Genomic DNA, 22,783 nt, shown 5'->3' on the forward strand with positions numbered 1-22,783 from the left:
AGAGAGAGGCGCCTGGCCATGATCGAGACCCTCTTTACGATAGACCGCGGCAATTATCGCGATTGCCAGCACCTGTTCCGTGGCGAGCGGGAACAGGAATATTATCGCGGCGATTACTGGATGGACGACGGGTCCGTCATCGATGTCAGCGCCAGACGCAAGCCAGCCGGGCCAAGCGCCGTCATCCTGCTGCGATCGGCGACGCGGCTGTTCTTTCGCCGCACGCGCCAGCATATTCGCGAGGATGGCACCGACCTGTCGGTGCTGTGGTTCGTGAAGCGCGGGCGGTTGCTGCTGAGCAACCAGATGGGCAGCCGCAGCGCACAATGCGGCGATATGCTGATCACCCGGTCGACATCCCCCTTCCTGATCGAGTGCCAGCCCGACGCGCATGGCCTGCACGAAGTGCTGCATGTCACCGTGCCGACCCATGTGCTGCGCGGCCTTGTCGATTGCGATGCCAGTGCCGGGCTGTTGCTGTCCACCCAGCGGCCGGAACTGGCGATCGCCGACACTATCCTGTCCGGCCTGTTTCAGCGCGAGGGTGACCTGGCTGAAGAGACGACCCGCACGCTGGTCGAGGCGGCGCTGGCGATCATCGGCCAGGGGCTGCGCGGCGATGCAAGCCTGACGCCGCCACGGCAGTCGGTTGCGGAAAAGCGCTTTGCCGACGTCCAGCGTTTCGTCGAGGTGCATCTGTCCGACCCCGGCCTGTCGGCGGCGATGACCGCGCGCGGGTGCGGCATTTCGCCGCGCTACCTGACGACATTGCTGCAACAGAATGGCACCAGCTTTTCACAGCTGATCTGGGACCAGCGGCTGGAGCAGGCCCGCAAGTGGATGGCGCGGGCGGACGCGAACAGCATCTCCATCAGCGAAATCGCCTATGGCGTGGGGTTCAAAAGTCCAGCGCATTTCAGCCGCATGTTCAAGCGCACCTACAAGCGCAACCCAAGCGACTATCGGCTGGACGCCTGCGCCGCGCAGGTGATGGCCGCCGCCCCCTGCGCGGTTCCATCCGGCGTCCTGCACTGAGGGAGAGCAAGACATGACCGTGCAAGGCGCCATCATCCAACCGCCCGTCATCATCGGCAATGAAGCCTATGTGTCGCAATCCTATGCTGACGCGGAAGCGCAGAAATTATGGCCCAAAGTCTGGCAGGTGGCGTGTCGGGAAGAGGAGATTCCGCAAGTCGGCGATTTCGTCACCTATGACATCATGGACGATTCGATCATCGTCGTGCGTGCCGGGCCAGACCGGATTGCCGCCTATTTCAACGTCTGTCGCCACCGTGGTCGGCAATTGACCGAAGGATGCGGCCACGCCCGCAAGCTGGTGTGCAAATTCCATGCGTGGAGCTGGGATCTGGACGGCAATAATATCGGCGTGGTCCGCAAGGATGGCTGGGGCGACAGCCTGAAGGACGATGAGCTGCGGCTGCGCGATGTGCGCGTCGACAGCTGGGGCGGGTGGGTGTTCGTGTGCATGGACCCCGACGCGCCATCGCTGGCGGACTATCTGGCACCGGCAGCGGCGATGCTCGATCCGTTCGAGCTGGACAAGATGCGCTATCGCTGGCGGCAATGGCTGCATTTCCCGTGCAACTGGAAGGTCGCGATCGAAGCGTTCAACGAGGGCTATCATGTCGCGGGGACCCATCCGCAACTGACCAAATATTCGCCCAAGCCGACCTGGAGCGACGGACGGGGCATTCACGGCGTGTTCGGATCGCAAGCGCGCGAAGGCACGGGTGGTGCGACGGCGGGCGCGGCGGGGGCGCCCGACATGCGGCGCGGGCTGGCGGACTCGCTCAATCAGTTGTGGGAGGAAGTGAACGGTACGACGACGCAAACGATGGTGCGCGTCGCCAATCTGCTGGTGGAGGAACTGCCCGAAGGCACGCCGCCGCAGGCGGTGCAGATGCACCTGATGAAGCGGACGGTGGAGGAGGATGCCAGGCGCGGGGTACATTGGCCCCGGATCGATCCGGCGCATTTCGCCGCCGCGGGCAATGTGTGGCATATTTTCCCCAACACCGTCATCATCCACGGGCCGACCTTTGCCCTCTGCTATCGCGCGCGGCCCGACGGGCGCGACCCCAATAGCTGCATCTTCGAGGTCTATACGCTGGAGCGTTTCCCCGGAGGACAAGAGCCAAAGCCGGAAAATCTGCACAAGCCCGACATAGACGAGGCGAGCTGGCGCAAGGTGTTGTGCCAGGATTTTTCCAACATGGGCGCGGTGCAACGCGGCCTTCGGTCGCGCGGGTTCGACGGGTTGCGCCCCAGCCCGGTCGAGGAACGCGCCATCATCAATTTTCATCGCGTGCTGGCCGATTATCTGGGCACCGGCGCGCCGCAACCGATCGATTGAAGGAGCCATGATGGCCGATATGGAATTGAGCAACGCCAGCGCGATGCTGGACACGAGCGATGTGGACCAGTGGGTCGGCAAGCCCGTCATCTTCGCCGAGATGTGGGACCCGTGCAACGCGACCGACATTCGCCGCTGGGTCCAGGCGATGGACTATCCCAACCCGATCCACTGGGACGAGAATTTTGCGCGCGCGTCGCGCTTTGGCGGCATCGTCGCGCCGCAGAGTTTCACCGTGGCGATGGATTATGGCCATGGCTGCCACCCCGCCTGTGTCGGCAAGGTGCCCGGCACGCACCTGATCTTTGCAGGCGAGGAATGGTGGTTTTACGGCACCCCCGTCCGCCCCGGCGACAGGTTGACCCAAAGCCGCCGTTTCGATGGCTATTCGATCACCGAAACCGGCTTTGCCGGGCCGACAATGTTTGCCCGTGGCGACACCGTCCATCGCAACCAGCATGGCGCGCTGGTCGCCAAGGAGCAGGCGACCGCGATCCGCTATCTGGTCGAGGAAGCGAACAAACGCGGCGTCTATGGCAAGGAAAAGCGCAGCCCCAAGCGCTGGACCAAGGAGGATGTCGCCGAAATCCACCGGTTGCGGCACGAATGGATATTGTCCAACCGCGAGGGAAAATCCCCCGCCTATGGCGACGTGAAGGTCGGCGACCGGCTGCCGCGCCGGGTGATCGGGCCACATTCGGTCATATCCTTTGCCAATGAATGTCGCGCGCACCGCCAGAATATCTGGGGAACATGGCGCTGGAACGTGCCCGAAGGCGTGCATGATCCGGCGCGCGAGGATGCGGGGTTCGGCGCGGACATGAGTTACGACCATGATGCGCGCAAGATCGACCCGCGCATGGGCGACGGCCTCTATCATGGGCCATCATCAGGTCATATCAATGCCGAGAAAGCCGAGAATGTCGGCATGGGCGGCGCCTATGGCTATGGCGCGTCGATGAATGCCTGGCATCTGGACACGGTCGCCTATTGGGCGGGGCTTGAAGGCCATGTCTGGCACAGCAAGACGCAGTTCCGGTCCCCCGCCTTTGAAGGCGATGTCACCTATGTCGATGGCGAGGTGGTGGAAAAGATCGACCGTTCGCCCTTCGGGATGCCGGTGGTCAAGATACGCACGGTGATGACGACGCAGGATGGCGACGAAATCCTGAAAGGCACCGCCCAGGTGGAGTTGCCCTATTGAGCACGGCGCTTTCCTGCGTGCGCGGGCGGCCGCTGGACGAGGAGCCAGGGCAAGGCGCGCACACGATTCCAGCCTATCTGGAGGAGGTGCGCGCGCGCTATGGGTCGCGCGATGCCGTCATCATGCGAACGCAGTATCAGCGGGTCTGCTGGAGCTATGACGAGCTTCATGCCCGGTCGGTCGCGGTCGCCAAGGCGCTGATCGCGGCGGGCATGGGCAAGGATGCACGCATCGGCGTGCTGATGGCCAATCGGCCGGAATATCTGGCCTGCGTCTTTGGCATCGCCATGGCGGGCGGCGTGACCGTCGCGCTCAGCACCTTTTCCACGCCCGACGAACTGGCGCACCTGATCCGCGCATCGGCGGTCGAGACGCTGTTTTTCGATACGCGCGTTTTGAAAAAGGACTTTGCGGCGATGCTGGCGCCGATCGACGACCTGCCTTTCCTCAACCATCTGATCCAGCTCGACAGCGTGACCGATGCGGCCCCGGCAGCGGGCAATTTTGAAAGCTGGGACGATTTTCTGGCAGCTGGCGCGCATGTCGCCGACAGCATCGTTACCGCGCGCGCAGCGAGCGTGACGCCCTGCGATATGGGCGGCATCTTCTTTTCGTCTGGGACGACCAGCCTGCCCAAGGGCATCATCCACAGCCAGCGCGCCTTCTGCATCCAGTGGTGGCGGTGGCCGCGCGTGTTTGCGATGCGGGAACCGGTGACGAGCTGGACCGGCAACGGCCTGTTCTGGTCGGGCAATATCAGCCTGATGATCGGCACGGCGCTGTCCACCGGCGGTGCGGCGGTGTTGCAACCCGTGTTCGACGCGGGCGCGGCGCTGGATGTCATCGAGCAGGAGCGGGTCACATTCCTGACCGGGCGGCCGCATCAATGGGCGCGGGTGCAGGCGGCGGAAAACTGGGCCAGCGCGGATCTTTCCAGCCTGAAATATGTGACCAAGGGCGAGTTGATCGGCGAGCATCCCACGGTACGGACCGACTGGACGACACCGATGGCGTTCGGCACGACCGAGACGATGACGATCTGCACCGCGTTCGACGCGGAAACGTCGGAGACCGACTATGCAGGCAGCACCGGCGCGCCCCTGCCGGGCAACATGCTGAAAATCGTCGATCCAGTGACGCGGGCGATCGTTCCGGTGGGCCAGCATGGTGAAATGTGCATCAAGGGACCGACCCTGATGTCGGGCTATCTGGGCAAGGCTGCGGAGGAGTGTTTCGACGAGGATGGCTATTACCGCACCGGCGACGGCGGGCGGGTGGACGAGGCGGGCCGCTTCTTCTGGGAAGGGCGGCTGACCGATATGATCAAGACCGGCGGGGCCAATGTCGCGCCGGAGGAAGTCGACGCGGCGATCGCCGCCTATCCCGGCGTCAAGCGGAGCCAGACCGTCGGCGTGCCCGACGATCTGCTGGGCGAGATGGTGGTGGCGTGCATCGTGCCGTTAGATGGCGTGGCGATTATGGAGGATGCGCTGATCGCGCATCTGAAAGGACAGATGGCGAGTTTCAAGGTGCCGCGGCGGGTGCTGTTGCTGGACGAGGCGGAGTTTGCGCTGACCGGGAACGAGAAGGCCAAGGCAGCGGATATTCGTGCCGTGGCGGTCGCGAAACTCGCCAGCGCTTAGGGCGCGATTTCGATCGCGTCGCCATTGACGCGCAATTGATAGGTGCGGATCGGCGCCTTGGCGGGCGGGTTCATGGCGCGGCCGGTTTCCAGGTCGAAGCGCGCGCCATGGACCGGGCAGGCGATCCACCCCGCGCGGATGCGGCCGCAGGCAAGCGGCTCATCAGCGTGCGAACAGCGGTTGGCGACGGCGAACAGGCGTCCGTTGCTGTGGCAGATCAGGACGCTTTGCCCTTCAAATTCCACGACTTTGACTGACCCGGCCGGCACGTCGGCGACCTGGGCGACTGGGGTGAAAGTAAGGATGCTCATCCCCTTCTATCACCACAGCGCCGGATCGATCGCAATCAGGGGCGGTGCAGTAAGCGCGCGGGTGCAAGCGGCCCTGCCGCGCCGGTCATTCCGGTTCCCTGCTTCCGCCCCGATAACCGGCGGCGGAGAGTTACCGCAGGAGAGCCGGGGCCGTGAGCCAGGATTATTATCAGCACGCCTATGTGACGACCGACTGGCGGCGCGCCATGGCGGAAATCGGCGCGATTCAGGGGATCGGCCATTTTATGGAAATGCCCGACGCGCAGTTCGACACCGGGCCGGATCGCAAGGCGGTGGCGCATTTCGCGCTGGCCAACAAAAATGGCGTGCAGTTCGAGATCATCCAGCCCCTGTCAGGCGACATCCGCGTCTATCAATGGGGGCTGCCGGACGAAGGCTATGGCACCCGCTTTCACCATCTGGGGCGGCATTTTTCCGATCGGACGATATTCGATGCGGAAGTTGCGGCGGCCAAAGCACGTTGGGCAATGCCTGTTGCAAGCGACACGATGGGTGGCACCTACGCCTATTTCGACGGACGCGCGGATTTGGGCCATTATCTGGAATATTTCTGCTTTCCCGTCGGGTCGCATCTCGACGCGGTGCCGAGCTTCTGATGGAGACGTTCGACCTGATCGTCGTGGGTTCCGGCGCGGCGGGCGCGATGGCGGCTTTGCGCGGCGCGGAGTTGGGCCTGTCGGTGCTGATCGTGGAAAAGGCGCACAAGTTCGGCGGCACGTCGGCGACGTCCGGTGGCGTCATGTGGGTACCCGATCATGGCCTGAACGGCGATGTGGGGGACAGCGCTGAGGAAGCTTTGCGCTACCTACGCACGGTTATCCAGGTGCCGGTCGATGCGGCGCGGCTGGCCGCCTATGTCGCGCAGGCACCGGCAATGCTGCGATTCCTGAAGGATAGCGGCCTGCCGGTCATGGCTGCGGCCTGGCCCGACTATTTCCCCGAAGCGCCGGGCGCGCGTGCCGACCGGTCGGTCATCTGCCCGACCTTTGACGGGCGAGAGCTGGGCGACGAACGCTATCCGCTGATGCGCGAGCAATTCAGCCGGTTCAAGCTGTTCCACCGTTATGCGATGGATCTGACCGAAACCTTTGCGCTGATGATGCAGCATCGCGGCTGGCGCTTTACCGCCGCCAAGGTGATCGCGCGCTACTGGCTGGATATCGGCGCGCGGCGGGTGTCGGCGCGGGACCGGCGCTTTACCCAGGGCGCGGGGTTGATGGGTGCGCTCTACAAGCTGGTGTTCGCGCGTGGGGTGACGTTGCGGCTGGAGACCGCGCTGGAATCGCTGATCGTGGATGAGGCAGGCGTGGTGACGGGCGTGACCGTGCGTCGTTTCGGCCAAAGCCACACCATCGCGGCGCGCCATGGCGTGGTGCTGGCGGCAGGGGGTTTCGAGTGGAATCAGGCGCTGCGCGACCGTTTCTATCCGGTGCCCGGCCTGACCCGGCATAGTTCGACCCCGGAGGATGCCAATCGCGGCGAGGCGCTGATCGCGGCGGAGGCGGTCGGCGCGTCGGTCGCCCATGTCGATCAGGGCTGGTGGATACCGACCATGACCCTGCCCGCACCCAAAGCTTCCAATTTCCACGAAATCCACCAGGCGGCGTTCGACGTCGGGCGACCCTGGAGCGTGTGCGTCAACCGCAACGGCGTGCGCTTCGTCAATGAGGCAACAGGCTATGACCGGTTCGGGCAGGCGATGGTCGAGGACCATCTGCGCACCGGGGCGAACATGCCCTGCTGGCTGATATTCGACGCGAAATTCCGCGCCAAGTTCAGCGCGGGCGGACTGATGCCGACAGTGCACACGCCCGACACGCGCATCCCCGAACATTGGTGGGACCATTATATGTTCCGCGCCGGGTCCATTGCCGAACTGGCGGACAAGATCGGCGTGCCGGGACCGGCGCTGGCACAAACGGTTCAGGCGATGAACGGCTATGCCGTTACCGGGGTCGATCCCGAATTTGGGCGCGGCGGCAATATCTATGATCGCTTCTTCGGCGATCCGACCGTCACGCCCAATCCCAATCTTGGGCCGATCGACACCGCGCCTTATTATGCCGTGCCGATCAACAATGGCGATCTGGGCACCAAGGGGGGATTGTGCTGCGACGCGCAGGCGCGGGTGCTGGATGGCGCGGGACAGCCGATCGCGCATCTCTATGCAGCGGGCAACTGCGCAGCCAGCCCCTTTGGCGATTGCTATCCGGGCGCAGGCGGGACGATCGGTCCGGCGCTCACTTTCGGCTTCGTTGCGGCCAATGACATTGCCGCACGGGCGCATGAACGGGGAATGGCAGAATGACGAAATCTCAGGTCGCCATCGTGACCGGCGCAGCAGGGGGCATTGGCGAGGCGATCGTGCGATGCCTGGTCGAACAGGGCGTGGCCGTGATCGGCACCGGGCGATCCATGGCGAAGCTGGAGGCATTGGCGGCGGCATTGCCCGGTGACGCACGTTTCAGCGCAGTCGCGGCCGACATGGGGGACGACACGGCACCGCGCACCATCGTCAACCATGCCATCGCGACATTCGGCCGGGTCGATTATCTGGTCAACAATGCCGGTGCTGGAGTATGGGCCGCCGTCCACGAAACCAGCGACGCGGTGCTGGACGAAGTGATCGACCTGTCGCTGCGCGCGCCGTTCCGCCTGTGTCGCGAAGTGTTGCCGCATATGGGCAAGGGGTCCGCGATCGTTACGATCGGGTCGACCTTCGGCATCATGGGCGGCATGGATGGCGGCATTTATTGCGCGGTCAAGGCCGGGCTGACCGGCCTCACGCAGACGATGGCCGCACAATATGGCGAGCGCGGCATCCGTTCCAACATCGTCGCGCCGACGGTAGTGCGTACTCCGATGACCGATGCGGCGTGGGACTATCCCGCATTCCAGCGGATCAATCAGGGACTGACGCCGTTCTACCGCGATTGCCTGCCCGATGACGTCGCGAACGTCGTGGCGTTCCTATGTTCCGACAAGGCCGAATTCATCAATGGCCAAGTGATCGCGGTGGACGGCGGATGGTCGACGACGCGGATGATCAACAGCCGGTTCCTGCCTCAATAGGCGATTTTGCGGGCCATCAGATCGGCGAGTTCTCCCTCGCCGAGGCCCAACAGGTCGCCATAGACATAGATATTATGTTCGCCCAGCAGCGGAGCGCCCTTTTCGATGGGCGCTTCGTCGGGCGACATGCGCCAGCCGGGACCGATGACCGGACGCGCATCGCCGCGCGCGTCGGTAACCAGGCGATAGGCACCGAGCGACCAGAGCGCCTCACTGCCGATCAGGTCGAGCGAGGACTGGCTTTTACAGGCTGGCACGCCTGCCAACAAAAGCGTTTCGGCCAGTATTTCGGCGTCGTGCGTGATGCTGATGGCGGCGATGGCGGCATCGAGTGCGGTCCTGTGGACAAGCCGACTGGCATGATCGGCAAAACGAGCATCCTGCCCCAGTAAAGGCGCGCCAAGCGTTGCGACCAGCGCCGTCCATTCCACTTCATCCGCCACGGCAATGCTGATCCATTGGCCATCGGTGCAGGGATAGCAGCCATGCGGGGCCATTTCGGCATGGGCATTGCCCTGCGCACGCGGCAGATCGCCAGTCAGGCCATGGGCGAACAGGCTGTCACCGATCATGGTGGAGAGCGTTTCAACCGCGGACAGGTCGATAAATTGCCCCTCCCCTGTCGTTTCGCGATGATGGAGCGCCGCGACGATGGCCAGCGCGGCCGACGCGCCGACAGTGGAATCGCCATAACGGATATTCATGCCCGCCGGGGTTTCGCCTTCATGGCCGACGAGCGCATTGAGGCCGCCCAGCGCGGCGAAACAGGGGGCATAGCCGGTCTGGTAGCCAAGCGGGCCGTCGCTGCCATACATTTTGATCGATAGCTGGATGATGTCCGGGCGAATGGCGCGAACCGCTTCGTAGGACAGGCCGGATCGTTCCATGGCGCCGGGGCGCAGATTGTCGATCAGCACGTCCGATAAGGCGATCATGCGGTGGAGATAGGCCATGCCCTCGGCCGACTTCATGTCCACCTGGACGCTCAGCACCTCCTGGTTGATGCTGCGGAAATAGGGGGCGCTGTCGATATCGACGCCACCATAGGCGCGCATTTCGTCCAGATTGGCGCGGCTTTCGACCTTGATGACTTCGGCGCCCAGAAAGGCGAGCAGCTTGCCTGCATAGGGTCCGGCCCATACCTTGGTGATTTCCAGCACCCGTATGCCCGCCAGCGGTCCGGCGCGGTTCATGCGGCCTCCGCCTGATGGGCACCGGCTATGGGTGCATGGCTATGGATGCGAACCGGCGAGGCGCTCATGCGGTAAGGGACGGTCGGATAGGCGATGCCATCGAGCGACTGGAAATAGCCGCGATGGGCATATTGCCGATGATGGGCGATGTCGGCGGCGGTGTTGACCTGCACCAGCGGGACGCCCGCCCGCTGCGCGGCATCCGACACGGCATCCTTGGCCTGATGGGCGATCCATGCGCGGAAATGGGTGCGGAAATCCGCGACGCGATCGGGGGTGCAATGAAATTCCAGCCAGTCGTCGGGGAAGGCGATGGCCCAGTCGGGATCGCCCATCAACGCGCACAGGCCGCGCCAGTGGGCGCGCGTTGTCATCAGCAGATAGACATGGCCATCGGCACAGGCGAACGCAGCACCGGGGCCGCCCATATCGTAGCGGGTGCGTTCGGGGCCAGGGTCCGCATCCCCCGCGAGCATCCGGCCCAGCACGGCGTCGGCGCGCGAAAGCTGGACGGCCACTTCGCTGATGTCGATGGCCTGGCCCTTGCCGGTCCGGCGTCTGGCAAGCAGCGAGGCCGCAACGCAGAGCGCCGCTTCGATGCCGGCTTCATAATCACTCATGAAACGCCCCGCGCCTTGCAGAGGTGGTTTGTCCGCCGGGGTTTCGCTGGGGGTGTGCCAGCCCCAGCCGCCTGCATTCATGACGTTGATCGGGCGGGCGATCTGCCAGTGCGATGGCGCAGCCTGGCCGAAAGGGGTGATGGCGCAGTGGACCAGATCGGGAAGGCCGCCCAGCGACAGGCGATGGGCGGCAGCCCATTCGGGCCGGTGATCGTCGATCAGCGCGTCGGCGCGGGTCAGCAGGCGATCGAGCAGGGCTTGGTCGCTGGAGCAGTCAAGGTCGAGCAGCACCGACTTCTTGTTGCTGTTGAGATAGCGGAACAGGGTGCTTTCCCCGTCATGGAACGGCCCCATGGCGCGGGTCGGCGCGCCGCCTGGCCGTTCGACCTTGATCACCTCCGCCCCGAAATCGGCAAGCAGGCGCGCGGCATATTCGCCGCAGACCCGCTCGGCCGTTTCGACGATCACCAGCCCGGCCAGCGCCGTCACGGCAGGCGCACCAGCGCATAGTCGCCCGCATCATCCACCCGTGCCTGCCAGCCGGGATAGACGACGATGGTGGTGAATATTTCCTCTATGATGGCAGGGCCAGCGACGCGCGCGCCGGGGACGAGCGATGGTCCCTTGAAGATGGCGACATCGGCAAAGCCCGTGCCCAGATTGGCACGACGATGCCCCGCGGGCGCGGGTTCGACCATGGGGGCCGAAAAGCCGCCGCTGGCCGGGGGCATCGGCGTTGCGACATGGGCGGCCAGACGGACACCGGTAATCTCCGGCAATTCACCGTCGCGAATATGGCCATATTCGGCCATGTGCCGGGCGTTGAAAGCGGTGATCGCGCGGGCGGAAAGATTTTCGTCCACGAAAGACAGGTCGTCCAGGCCACAGCTTTCATGCATATCGAAAGTCAGCGCCCAGTTCTGGCCACCGTAGCGCATATTGAGCCGCCATGTCGCCTGGATCGCCGCCGCGTCAAAGCCCGCGCCGGTGAAATGCGCTTTGGCATTGTCGGCCAATTCTCCCCACAACAGACGCAACCGGTCAAGGTCCAGCGCGTCGACCGGGGCAGTGCAGGAGCGTTCCTCGTCAATGCTGGGATGGGCAACCAGCGTGCCGAGCGCCGAGAAGGTCGGCGACGCCTTTGGCACCAGCACATGGGCGATGCCCAGATCCTGCGCCTGGATGGCGGCGAAAGCGGGGCCGTTGCCGCCATAGGCCAGCATCACCATGTCGGCCGGATCGATCCCCTTGGCCGCCGTCGTGCGCCGCACCGCCTGCGTCATATTGGCATTGACCAGCCGCCAGCAATCGAACGCCGCCTGTTCCGCGCCATAGCCCATCTGCGCGCCGATCGCAGCGAAGGCTTCGCTGACGCCTTCATCACGCAGGCGGAAGCTGCCGCCGGCAAAGCCTTCGCCGGTCGAGAGGATGCCGAGCATCAGCAGCGCGTCGGTGATGGTGGGTTGAAGGCCCCCGCCCCCGTAGCAGATCGGGCCGGGGACGGACCCTGCCGATGCCGGGCCGACCTTCAATTCGCCCTTGTCGACATGGCAGATCGAGCCGCCGCCCGCGCCAAGTGTTTCGACCTGCACCATGGGGACGCCGACCAGATAGCGGTGGTGCATGTTCCACCCCGCTTGCGCCGGGGCTGCGCCGTCAATCACCACCGACATATCATAGCTGGTGCCGCCCATGTCGACGCACAACAGGTTGCTGTGTCCCTTGGCCGCGCCGACATGGGCCGATGCCATGACGCCGCCCGCAGGACCCGATGCCAGCACCCGGATCGGCGCCGCAGCGATATAGTCGCGGGTCATGACCCCGCCGGAGGCCTGCATGACCATGAGCTGGCGCGGATAACCCGATTGCGCGAGCCGTTCGACCAGCCGTTCGAGATAGGCGTTCACGCGCGGTGCGACATAGGCGTTGACGACCGTGGTGCTGATCCGGTCATATTCGGGTGCGCGCGACAATATCCTGTGACCCAGCGACACCGGCACGCCGGGCATCTCCTCCGCCACAATCTGCGCCACGCGGCGTTCATGATCGCCATTCGCATGGGCGAAGATCAGGCCGATGGCGATGGATTCCACCCCCTGCTTGCGGAATTTGTCGCACGCATCACGCACGGCCTGTTCGTCCAGTTCCCGGTGGATGCTGCCATCGGCCAGGATGCGTTCGGGGACGGTCAGGCGGCGACGGCGCGGGACGATGGGCTGGGGCGGTTCCAGCCGCACGTCCCAGATGCTTTCCTTGAACCCCCGACGATATTCCATTTCGTCGCGGAACCCGTCGGTGGTCAGCAGGCCGGTGACCGCGCCGTTCATTTCGATCAGCGTATTGTCGGCCACGGTCGTGCCATGGACGATGGCGTCGCACTGGGCGAGGAAATCACCGAGCGAAAGCCCCTGCCCCGCTGCCAATGTCGCAAGGCCGCTCATGACGCCTTCCGAGCGATCGTGCGGCGTGCTGAGATTTTTATGGAGAATGACCTCGCCACCCTTGAGCAGTGCAAAGTCGGTGAAGGTGCCGCCAATATCTATGCCTATACGATAGGTCATGCCGCCATCCGCTCCCCGCGCAGAGCCGCCGTGGCCGCATGGTCCACCGCCAGGCTATAGTCGGCCAGACTGCCCGTCAGCACGACGCCATAGCGGTCCCGCGCCGCGTCGATGCTCACCAGTTCGTCCAGCACATCCTCACACACCGCCTGCGGATCACGCAGCAGCGCAGGGGCGAAGCCGGCGCCGCCGCCATGCTGATAGGCGATCACCGCCCCGGCGGGGAGTTGCGCGCGGGCCGTCAGTTCGACGCGATATTCATCGGGCGTCCCGACCTGGAAATGATTGAGATAGGGCGAGCCATCCTCACCACCCTCCAGCCCGCTGATCGGATGATCATGGCTGACCATCCAGGCCATGGCGAGCGCGGGCTCGAGGATCTGCTTGACGTTGCGGCTGCCCGGCATGCCGCGCCAGCGACCCGCGCCACCGCTGTCGGTGACAAGTTCGCGGCTGATGTTGATGACCGGGAAACGGCTTTCGGCATCTTCGGCCTGCGACAGCAGCAGGTTGCCGAGCGCGACCGGGCAACTGCCCCAGCCGTCGATCCCCTGCACCGCCGACACGTCCATCGACCGGCAATCGACGCCCTGATCCATCCACATCTGGCCGCGCGCGTCGAAGCCGATGACCGCGTTGGGCATGCCGATCTTGTAGACCTGCGGCGCGGAGCGATCCGGCGCGACGTTCGACAGGGCGACGCACACGGCTTCGGTAATTTCGCACGCCGGGTGGAAGGAGCCGAGCGCCGCTGGCTTGTTGGGCGGGGGATGGGCAATGCAGCCTTCGGGCAGGATGATCTCCACCGCGTTGAACAGACCTTCATTCTTGACGATGTCCGGGTCGATGGTGGAGGCGATCTGGGTCATGATATAGCCGCGCGAATTGGCAAAGGTGTTCCAAACCCCGACCAGATCCGGCCGGACGTCGGTGCCGGTGAGGTCGACGGTCAACTGGTCGCCCGCGATGGTGCAGGCGACATGGACGCGCACATCCTTCGTACCCACCGTGTCATGATCGATATGGACGGTGGCTTCATAGCTGCCATCGCGCCAGTCGGACACGAGCTGGCGCATCTGGCGCTCCGATGTCTCGATCGTCTGGTTGACGGCGGCGCGGACGACATCGCTGCCCCATTTGTCGAGGATGGCACGGATCGAAGCGCTGGCCTTTTCCACCGCGCCGATCATCGCGGCCAGATCGCCCGCGAAGCTGGGGAAGCGGTTGTTGCGTTCGAGCAGATAGATGGCGTCCCGCCGCTTTTCGCCGCGATGGACGAGTTTGAGGCAGGGGATGGCCAGCCCTTCGGTAAAAATATCGGTCGCATCGAGGGTGAAGCCGCCGGGGTCCTTGCCGCCCGTATCCCCCTGATGCGCCTGAAGCGCCTGGATCAGGACCAGGTCGCCCGCCGCGTCATAGACAGGCGCATAGACATTATAGTCGGGCAGATGGCCGCCGCCATGATCAGGATCATTGCCGACAAACACGTCGCCCGGTCCCCAATCGAAATGGTCCTGCTGCATCAGGCCGTAGCGCACCGTCAGTTGCGACACGAAGGTCAGATGCGGCGTGCCGATCGATCCCATGGCCAGGCGGCCATGGGCATCGACGATGGCGGCGTTGCGCTCATTCGACTGGTTGATGATGGGGGAAGAGGCGGCACGGCCCAGATGGGTCGTCGCTTCGTAACAGACGGTTTCCAGTGCGCCGCGAATGATGTTGGCGGTAACCGGGTCGATGCTGGCAGTGGTGGGCAAGGGTGCGCGACGGGCGGCCAGGCTGGCGTTGAGTTCAAAGGACATGGGCTTCCTCAGCGCGTGGGGCGATGGGGCGGCATCGCGACATAGCGGTCAACCGCCTGCTCGAAATGGCGGATGCGGATTTCCTGATAATTGCCCAGCGTCAGGCCGCGCTTGGCCGACGCTTCCAGCCCCTCCTGCTGGAGGAAGAGATTGTCGGTATCCTGATCCAATATCCTGCCGAAACCGGCATCCATGCCGGGTGCGTCGCAGAAGCTCTGATCGTCGGTCAGGATGATCGGTTCTGCGGGTTCGGGCCGCTGCCCTTCCGTTGGCACAGGGCGCATGAAGAACACCTCGTAGATGCAGCGGCGATGGTCCTTCGGGTCCGGGCGGAAGCGATAGACCATCGGCAACGATACGCCGGGGAAAAGATAGGTGTTGGGGAAGATCGTGTAGGAGAAGCAGTCGAGCATCTCGCTATCCGACGTCTCCGACAAATCGCTGCCGGTGGCCTGGCCGAACATGCCGCGAAACAGGTCCGCCATCGCCTGCCGCGCGGTGCCATCGCCCACGGTAGGCCGGTCCTCGCTCAGGACCGACGCATCGCCGACAGTGAACTGGTCAAGAATATCCTGTTCGGAAAAGCGCCCGTCCAGATGGGGTGACGCGACGCCCAGGCAGGAAATGAAGCGATTCACATGATCGCCATAAACGTCATATTGCGTGTTGGCGTCGGCGTTGGACGGGGCGACCTGCGGATGGGTCTCGATGACGTGATAGGCCTCCATGAATGCCTCGACCGTCAGTTTCCAGTTGGCCGGAAAGCTTTTCTGGACATGGAGGTGGATATAGCGATCCTCCAGTTTCCAGGCGCGGATATGGGCGAGCGCGTCGGGGCCGAGATATTCCTCAAGGCTGGGCGCGGCGGGGTCCATGTTGATCCATACAAAGCCGCCCAGTGTCTGGACGCGGGCCTGGGGCAGGCTGTTGCTGGCGGGATCGACATGGGGGAAATCCCAGGGGCAGACGATGCCCTTGCTGCTGCCGTCGATATTCCAGCTCCAGCCGTGGAAGCTGCATTTGAACTCGCTGGCAAAGCCCGCCGAGCCGGACGCGCGCAGCTTGGTGCCGCGATGCAGGCAGGCATTGACATAGGCGCGGATTTCGTCGGGCGCGACACGGGTGATGATCAGGCTGTAACGGCCGATATCATAGACCTGATAGTCGCCGACCTCCGGTATATGTTCTTCCCGGCAGGCAAATTGCCAGGTGCGCGTCCACAGGCTTTCCATTTCGCGGCGGGCATAGTCAGGGTCGATATAGCGGTCGTTCGACACATCCTCGCTGCCCAGGAAAGCACAGGATTCCGACCGGACCCAGCCGGGTGCGGCGACCTTGTCGCGGGCGATGATATCCTGCGTGCTGATCGCCGGGCAGCGGGCATCACCCGGTTCCATCGGGCCGGTTTCCATGTTCATGCAACTCTCCGTTGGTCAGAGGCGGCAGGCGCGCAGAGGCCGGACGCGATGTTGTGGATCGCCCCGTCCTTCATCACCATCGCCAGCCGGTTTTTGTCTTGAAGGATCGTGACATCGGCCAGCGGATCACCATCCACCAGCAGCATGTCGGCAAGCGCGCCGGGCGTCAGCGTGCCAAGATCACCCTCGTCCCGCATCGCCTGCCCGCCATTGCGCGTGGCGCAGGCGAGCGCGCCCGCCGCGTCATAGCCATAATAGTCCATCAGCAGCTTGATATCGCGGGCGTTGGTGCCCTGCCGGTTCCAGGCGAGGCCATAGTCGCCGCCGATCAGATGACGGATGCCGCGTTTGCGCAATGCCGTGTGCGTCGTGACCGATTGCTCGATGAGGGCGGGGATGCCCATGGCTTCGGCCACGGCACGCGGAATCCACGGCTCGCCATAATGGATCATGCTGTGGAACAGGCCGATCGAAGGCGCGATGACGATGCGGTCGCGCGCTTCCTCCAGCATGTCGAGCATCTCTTCGTCCGCATATTCGACGTGGAACAGGCCATCGACACCGGCGCGGATGCAGTGTTTGGTTCCTTCGATCGAGCGGCTGTGGGCGTTCACCTTGCGGCCGAAGGCATGGGCGGTATCGACCGCCATCTTCACCTCCTCGAACGACATCGGCGTGACGTGGGCGGGGCTGCCGGGATAGAAGGGATCGCCCGACACATCGAGCTTGATATTGTCGCACCCCTCGCGGATCGCGAGGCGCACGGCCTTGCGCATCTCTTCGGGTCCATCGACGATACAGCTGATGCCGATGCGCGGATTGTGCAGCTTGCTTTCGTCGCCCATGCCGCCGGTCACGGTGATCTCGGTCGATCCGGCGCGGATGCGCGGGCCGGGAATATGGCCCGCATCGACGGCGTCGCGCACTGCAACATCCAGCTTCAGCTTCGCCGCCGACGCGCCATAGCAACTGGTGAAGCCCTGATCGAGCAACACCCCGGCCATGCGCGCGGTGATGAGCGTGTGGGCTTCGGGCGACGGGCTGATCAGATCCTCGGTCGAGGCCGCGTCGCCGAAGGATATGTGCGCATGGCCCTCGGTCAGGCCCGGCATCAAGGTCTTGCCAGTACCGTCGACAATCTGGTCCGCCTGCGGCAACGGTCCCGTCGCGCTGGCCGTCACCGACCGGATGCGGTTCCCCTCCACCAACAAGGCACCCGCAAAAGGCGCGGTCCCGGTGGCGTCCCAGATGGTGGCATTGGTGATGAGCGTCGTTGGCAAGATGGCATCCTCTCCTGCCGATGAGACTATGCCCTTGCCGCCTGCTCCCCAATGACTGCACGCGCACTTGGCGTTTCCTCTCGGCGCGGCATCGCCTGCCGCGCCAGTCAAGCCGGTGCGCGGCACCATGCCTTTCCGTGCGTCCCGCCTTCGGCCATTCTGCCGGTCAAAAGGAGAATAGTGTCGATGGTGCAGGTCACCTTTGTGGATGTGAACGGCGTGGAGCGACGGGTCGATGGCGGGTCCGAGGACCAGTCGCTGATGGAACTGGCCAAGGCGAACGGGATTGATGGCATTGCCGCCGATTGCGGCGGCGCCTGTTCCTGCGCGACCTGTCTGGTCCATATCGACCCGGACTGGACCGAACGGACGGGGCAGCCCGACGATATCGAATTTGCCATGCTGGACATGGTCGCGGATGTGGCGACCGCCAGCAGCCGTCTGGCGTGCCAGATACGCCTGTCGGGCGCGCTCGACGGACTTCGCGTCGTGGTGGCGCAACAATGAGCGAGGAACAGGCGATGACCAAATTGGCGGAGCGCGACCTGCTCGCAACCGGATCGATGACAGATCCGCTGATTTCGGCGCGGCCGCGTGACTTTTACGCCGCGATGCGCCGGGACGACCCGGTGCATTGGGACGAGAAGCTGGGCATGTATCTGGTGTCGCGGTACGAGGATATCGCGACGATCCAGCAGGACCCGATCACCTTTTCGGTGAACAAGGGCTATCACACGCAACAGGCCAAGGGGTTCCAGCAGGAATTTCAGGAGATATTGGAGCGTGAGGGCGGCGGTTACTTTCCCGACGCGATCATGTCCGACCCGCCCTATCACACACGTATCCGCAAGCTGATGGAGAAAGCCTTTACCGCGCATCGCGTAAAGGCGCTGGAACCGCGGATCGAAAAGGTGGTGGTCGACCTGATCGACAGCGTCGCAGCGCGGGGCGAGGCGGACGCGATCCATGATTTCGCGGTGCCGCTGACGGTGCGGATCATCTGCGAGCAGCTGGGCCTGGACTGGGACATGAAGGACCGCATCCAGCGCTGGTCGATCGCGGTGACGGCGCAGATCGGGCGGATGCAGGATCGCGAACAGATGCTGGGTCACGCGCGGGCGATTTGCGACCTGCAACATTATCTGATCGCCAAGATGCAGGAGCGGCAGGCCGATCCGCGCGAGGACATGATTTCCGACCTGGTCCATGCCCGCGATGCCGATGGCGAGGGGTTGAGCTTTGCCGAGGCGGTGTCGCTGGTCCGCGCGCTGCTGATCGCCGGGAACGAGACGACCGCGACGGCGCTGGGCAATCTGTTCTTCATTCTCGCCACCCGGCCGGAGATCGCCACCCTGTTGCAGGAGTCGGCGGATGACGACCGGCTGATGAACCGTTTCGTCGAGGAATTGTTGCGGATCGAGCCGCCGGTGCGCGGCCTGTCGCGCATGACCACGCGCGAGGTCGAGCTGGGCGGACGGACGCTGCCTGCGGGCGCGCATCTGCTGCTGATGTATGCGTCGGCCAATGATCAGGAGGATGTGTTCCCCCATCCGCGCGCTTTTGACCTCAACCGTCCCAATATCGGGCGGCACCTGTCCTTTGGCGGCGGGGTGCATCGTTGCGTCGGGCTGGCGCTGGCGCGGATGGAGATCAAGGTGGCGGCGCGCGAGATCGTCAAGCGCATCGGCAACATCGAGCTGGCCATTGCGGAGGCGGACATCCGCTATCTGCCCACGGTAGCGACCCAATCGATCGAGCGACTGCCGATCCGTTTCACGCGGCGGGGCTGAGCAGATGGCAGGAGAGCTGGCGGGCAAGGTCGCCATTGTCACCGGCGGCGCGGGCGGGATCGGCCGGGCCACGGTGGAACTGTTCGTGGCCGAAGGCGCTAAGGTCGTGATCGCCGACGTCGACCAGCAGGCGGGAGACGCGCTGGCGGCGGCACTGGGACCGGCCACCAGCTTCCAGGCAACGGACGTGTCGCAGCGCGAACAGGTCCAGGCGTTGATTGACCGTGCGGTCACGGACTTTGGCGGGCTGCATGTCATGTTCAACAATGCGGGCATTAGTTGCGCGCCCTTCCCCCATTTCATCGACGACGCGCTCGACGATTTCCATCGGGTGTTGGGGGTCAACCTGCTTGGGCCGATGTTGGGGACGCAGATTGCCGCGCGCCATATGAAGGATCATGGCGGCGGCGTGATTTTGAACAATGCGTCGATTGCAGGGATGCTCGCCGGGCAGGCGATGATGACCTATCGCGCGTCCAAGGCGGGGCTGATCCAGTTTTCCAAGTCCGCCGCTATCGACCTGGCCCAATACGACATCCGGGTAAACTGCCTGGTGCCGGGGCATATCCGCACCAGCCTGTCCTCCTTCCGCGCGGAAGATGCCGAAGCGAGCGTGGCGGCGAAGGTCGATGCCGGGATCGACGCGGTCTATCTGTCCAACCAGCCACTCAAGCGCCGCGGCCTGCCCAGCGACGTGGCCCAGGCGGCGCTCTTTCTGGCGAGCGACCGCGCGTTGCAGATTACCGGCATCACCTTGCCGGTGGAAGGCGGCGTTGTCGCAGGCGATCCGGTCAATCATCTGGAACAAATACTGGCTGCGCGGGCGATCGCCCTCCCCGACTAAGGCCAGAGCGCGCCGCCCGTTTCCCCGCAAAGATCATGCTGTCCGGCCCGTCCCGGCAGGTGCGCTGGTGCGACATTGACCGGGATGGAATGGCCTTGATGGAGCGGGAATGGCGGCTTGATCCGGCAGGCACTAGTGGGACTTCGCGGTCGATCACCTCCGGCGGCTTGATAGGGTGATGCCGGTCCAGACCGAGAAACCGATGCCCAACATCGGCACCCTGGGCAGCTACAGGGAGAGATGCCATGACAGTTTCACCACCCTTTCGCGCGCCAAGCGAACATCGCATGACCAGTGCAGGCCTGGCGATCGCCACTGCCCTGCTGGCCATGCCCGCGCAGGCACAGGATATGTCGGCTCCGCAAAGCGGCGGGCTGGAAGAGATTGTCGTAACGGCGCAGCGACGGGAAGAGAATCTTCAGAATGTGCCGATCGCGGTGACAGCGATCACGGCGGATGCGCTGGCAAGCGGCGGGATCGGCGGCACGACCAGCCTGCCGCAGGCTGTGCCAAGCGTCCAGCTGACCCGATCCGGCCCGTCCGGCATATTTTTCGTGCGCGGCGTGGGCAACACCAGCGGCGGTACGGGTGAGGAAGGGGCCAATGCGATCTATGTCGATGGCGTCTATCTCCCCGATCTTGGCCAGACCGTCTTTCGCTTCAACAATGTCGAGCGGATCGAGGTGCTCAAGGGACCACAGGGCACCCTGTTCGGCCGGAATGCGTCCGGTGGCCTGATCAATGTCATCACGCGCGAACCGGGCCGCGATGTCGTGGTGAAAGGGCAGGTCGGGATTGCCAATTATGAAAGCTATAGCGGGCAGCTATATGCGGCCAGTCCGCTGACCGATACGCTGAGCGCCGATATTGCGCTGACCGGAACGCGGCAGGTGGATGGCTGGGGTCGCAATCTGGCGACCGGACGCAAGGTCGGCTTTGGCTGGCACTGGGGTGCGCGCTCAAAGGCGGTCTGGCGGCCCAACGACCGGACGAAGATCATGCTGTCGGGCGAATATGGCAAATCCGACGATGATTTCGCCTCCATCTTTCACGTTGCGGAAGGATCGGTCGGCACGGGCGGCACGCAATTTTCCGGCGACTATAATACGAACACATCCGCCTATCAGCGGGTGCGCCAGCGCATCTATGGCTTTAACCTGACCGCCGAGTTCGATCTGGACTGGGCGACGCTGACCAGCATTACCGGATTTCGCGGCAACAAGACCCGCAGCGGGCTGGACCCCGATGGCGCGCAACTGCCGTTGGCGCGCTATGCGATCCATTCCGAAACGGATTCCTTCCAGGAGGAAATTCGCCTCTCGTCCAACGATACCGAACCGCTAAGCTGGCAGACGGGTCTGTTCTTTCTGCGCAACAAGGCCGCGCTGGTAAACCAGCAGCAGCGGGGCACGGCCTTTGGCGGCGTGGATGCAGGATCGGACCTGACGGCATCGATGCGAACCCAGTCCTATGCCGCCTTTGCCGAAGCAACCTATGCTATGACCCCGTCCACCCATGTCACGGCGGGATTGCGCTATACCCGCGATGACCGCACCCTGCGTGGCCAGCAAACGCCCGTCGGCCTGGTGCCCGGAACCCCGATGTTCATCGGCCAGTCGCTCGCGCCGCGCACGGATTCGCTGACCTATGGCAAGTTCACCTACCGGCTGGCGATCCGCCAGGATCTCAGCGGCGACATCAATGTCTATGCATCCTATAATCGCGGCTTCAAGTCGGGCCTCTGGGCGTTGCAGTCGCCAGCCAATCCCCCGGTCGATCCGCAATTTATCGACGCCTATGAAGTTGGCCTGAAGACCGAATTGCTCGACCGACGGCTGCGCCTGAACCTGTCGGCCTATCATTATGATATCAGCGACTATCAGGTCCGCGCCGCGGTGACGCTGGGCGCGCAGCCGACATTGCTGAATGCCGCGTCGGTGGATGTGGACGGCATAGAGGCGGAGTTTGAGGCCGCGCCGGTCGACGGGCTGCGCCTGTTCGGCTCAGCCACGCTGATGCGTTCCAAATTCGCGGATTTTCCGTTTGCGCCCTTCACCTATCCGCGTCCTGCCGTCTGCACGCCGACGGGGCCGGCAGCAGGTCAGACCACAGGCACAGCGACGGGTGGCAACCTGACTTGTCTGAGCAGCGCAAAGGGTAATGACACGCCGCTGGCACCGCGCTTTGCCGCCAATATCGGCGCATCCTATACCGCCGACCTTGGCAATGGCCGCGAACTGCAGCTTTCGACGCTCTACAGCTATAATGATGGCTATTATTTCGAGGTCGACAATCGGCTGCGACAGGAGGCCTTCGGGATCGTCAACGGATCGATTGAATTCCGGCCATCATCACGCTGGGGTGTCGAATTGTGGGTCAGGAACCTGACCGATGCGCGATATCATGTCCAGAAGCTGGGCAGCGCGCTGGGCGATCTGGCTGTACCGGCGGCGCCACGCGCCTATGGGCTGAACGTAAAATTTGATTATTAGGGCGTCGCGAAAACTGGAGCGCGCAATGTGCACTAAGGCCTGTGGACAATTAGGGGATTCCCTTTTCCGCGCAGATCGGATTCAAGACTGGCGAAGGGAGCGCCATCTTGGATCGACACGGATTAAGCGACGAGCAGTGGGAGCGGGTCCGTCCGTTT

General features: G+C 64.1%; 18 protein-coding genes. 11 read left to right on the forward strand and 7 right to left on the reverse strand.

Features of this window, described 5'->3' with window-relative positions; genetic code table 11:
* Window positions 1–18 precede the first annotated feature (18 nt).
* The 4 genes from KRZ98_RS22000 to KRZ98_RS22015 are packed head-to-tail and all read left to right on the forward strand — an operon-like array spanning window position 19 to window position 5,221.
* Window positions 19–1,035: an AraC family transcriptional regulator gene (locus tag KRZ98_RS22000; RefSeq protein WP_217675321.1), complete on the forward strand. Its 1,017-nt coding sequence runs from the start codon at window positions 19–21 to the stop codon at window positions 1,033–1,035.
* A 13-nt stretch (window positions 1,036–1,048) separates the two neighbouring features.
* Window positions 1,049–2,374, forward strand: a complete 1,326-nt coding sequence (locus tag KRZ98_RS22005; RefSeq protein WP_217675322.1) for an aromatic ring-hydroxylating dioxygenase subunit alpha — start codon at window positions 1,049–1,051, stop codon at window positions 2,372–2,374.
* 7 nt (window positions 2,375–2,381) lie between these two features.
* A complete protein-coding gene (locus KRZ98_RS22010; protein WP_254798777.1) occupies window positions 2,382–3,578 on the forward strand; it encodes a MaoC family dehydratase N-terminal domain-containing protein in 1,197 nt (398 codons plus the stop codon).
* Complete coding sequence (locus KRZ98_RS22015; protein WP_217675323.1) at window positions 3,575–5,221, forward strand: class I adenylate-forming enzyme family protein; 1,647 nt, start codon at window positions 3,575–3,577, stop codon at window positions 5,219–5,221. Before KRZ98_RS22010 ends, KRZ98_RS22015 begins: the two co-directional genes overlap by 4 nt.
* Here the strand turns inward: KRZ98_RS22015 and KRZ98_RS22020 are convergent.
* Entirely contained in the window at window positions 5,218–5,532 is a 315-nt protein-coding gene (locus tag KRZ98_RS22020) for a non-heme iron oxygenase ferredoxin subunit (protein ID WP_006950992.1), read from the reverse strand. The genes KRZ98_RS22015 and KRZ98_RS22020 overlap by 4 nt on opposite strands.
* 152 nt (window positions 5,533–5,684) lie before the next feature.
* Between KRZ98_RS22020 and KRZ98_RS22025 the strand changes: the two genes are divergently transcribed.
* Genes KRZ98_RS22025 through KRZ98_RS22035 form a run of 3 tightly spaced genes read left to right on the forward strand, consistent with a single transcriptional unit; the run spans window position 5,685 to window position 8,625 of the window.
* Complete coding sequence (locus KRZ98_RS22025) at window positions 5,685–6,149, forward strand: VOC family protein (RefSeq protein ID WP_006950994.1); 465 nt, start codon at window positions 5,685–5,687, stop codon at window positions 6,147–6,149.
* Window positions 6,149–7,861 carry an FAD-dependent oxidoreductase gene (locus KRZ98_RS22030; protein ID WP_254798778.1) on the forward strand — a complete coding sequence of 571 codons (1,713 nt, stop codon included), beginning with the start codon at window positions 6,149–6,151 and terminating at the stop codon, window positions 7,859–7,861. Before KRZ98_RS22025 ends, KRZ98_RS22030 begins: the two co-directional genes overlap by 1 nt.
* Window positions 7,858–8,625 carry an SDR family NAD(P)-dependent oxidoreductase gene (locus KRZ98_RS22035; protein WP_217675324.1) on the forward strand — a complete coding sequence of 256 codons (768 nt, stop codon included), beginning with the start codon at window positions 7,858–7,860 and terminating at the stop codon, window positions 8,623–8,625. Before KRZ98_RS22030 ends, KRZ98_RS22035 begins: the two co-directional genes overlap by 4 nt.
* Here the strand turns inward: KRZ98_RS22035 and KRZ98_RS22040 are convergent.
* Genes KRZ98_RS22040 through KRZ98_RS22065 form a run of 6 tightly spaced genes read right to left on the reverse strand, consistent with a single transcriptional unit; the run spans window position 8,619 to window position 17,628 of the window.
* Entirely contained in the window at window positions 8,619–9,818 is a 1,200-nt protein-coding gene (locus tag KRZ98_RS22040; RefSeq protein ID WP_217675325.1) for a CaiB/BaiF CoA-transferase family protein, read from the reverse strand. The genes KRZ98_RS22035 and KRZ98_RS22040 overlap by 7 nt on opposite strands.
* Window positions 9,815–10,927, reverse strand: coding sequence for a CoA transferase (locus KRZ98_RS22045; RefSeq protein ID WP_217675326.1), 1,113 nt, complete (start codon window positions 10,925–10,927; stop codon window positions 9,815–9,817). The genes KRZ98_RS22040 and KRZ98_RS22045 overlap by 4 nt, the downstream gene beginning before the upstream one ends.
* Window positions 10,924–12,999 (reverse strand): hydantoinase/oxoprolinase family protein, encoded by a 2,076-nt coding sequence (locus KRZ98_RS22050; RefSeq protein WP_217675327.1) that lies wholly within the window; start codon window positions 12,997–12,999, stop codon window positions 10,924–10,926. The genes KRZ98_RS22045 and KRZ98_RS22050 overlap by 4 nt, the downstream gene beginning before the upstream one ends.
* On the reverse strand, window positions 12,996–14,801 hold the full coding sequence (locus KRZ98_RS22055; protein ID WP_217675328.1) for a hydantoinase B/oxoprolinase family protein: 1,806 nt from the start codon (window positions 14,799–14,801) through the stop codon (window positions 12,996–12,998). Before KRZ98_RS22055 ends, KRZ98_RS22050 begins: the two co-directional genes overlap by 4 nt.
* A gap of 8 nt (window positions 14,802–14,809) precedes the next feature.
* Complete coding sequence (locus KRZ98_RS22060) at window positions 14,810–16,219, reverse strand: SRPBCC family protein (protein WP_217675329.1); 1,410 nt, start codon at window positions 16,217–16,219, stop codon at window positions 14,810–14,812.
* Window positions 16,216–17,628 (reverse strand): amidohydrolase family protein, encoded by a 1,413-nt coding sequence (locus KRZ98_RS22065; protein ID WP_254798779.1) that lies wholly within the window; start codon window positions 17,626–17,628, stop codon window positions 16,216–16,218. The genes KRZ98_RS22060 and KRZ98_RS22065 overlap by 4 nt, the downstream gene beginning before the upstream one ends.
* A gap of 57 nt (window positions 17,629–17,685) precedes the next feature.
* Here KRZ98_RS22065 and KRZ98_RS22070 point away from each other — a divergent pair, with 57 nt between their 5' ends.
* The 4 genes from KRZ98_RS22070 (at window position 17,686) to KRZ98_RS22085 (ending at window position 22,625) form a co-directional block, all read left to right on the forward strand.
* Complete coding sequence (locus KRZ98_RS22070; protein WP_217675330.1) at window positions 17,686–18,006, forward strand: 2Fe-2S iron-sulfur cluster-binding protein; 321 nt, start codon at window positions 17,686–17,688, stop codon at window positions 18,004–18,006.
* A gap of 14 nt (window positions 18,007–18,020) precedes the next feature.
* The gene (locus KRZ98_RS22075; protein ID WP_254798780.1) at window positions 18,021–19,289 is read left to right on the forward strand and encodes a cytochrome P450; all 1,269 of its coding nucleotides are present in this window, start codon (window positions 18,021–18,023) and stop codon (window positions 19,287–19,289) included.
* 4 nt (window positions 19,290–19,293) lie between these two features.
* Window positions 19,294–20,133, forward strand: a complete 840-nt coding sequence (locus KRZ98_RS22080; protein ID WP_217675332.1) for an SDR family NAD(P)-dependent oxidoreductase — start codon at window positions 19,294–19,296, stop codon at window positions 20,131–20,133.
* A 245-nt stretch (window positions 20,134–20,378) separates the two neighbouring features.
* Complete coding sequence (locus tag KRZ98_RS22085) at window positions 20,379–22,625, forward strand: TonB-dependent receptor (protein ID WP_217675333.1); 2,247 nt, start codon at window positions 20,379–20,381, stop codon at window positions 22,623–22,625.
* Window positions 22,626–22,783: the final 158 nt, after the last annotated feature.

This window comes from Sphingobium sp. AS12, assembly GCF_019097845.1.
Classification (GTDB): Bacteria; Pseudomonadota; Alphaproteobacteria; order Sphingomonadales; family Sphingomonadaceae; genus Sphingobium.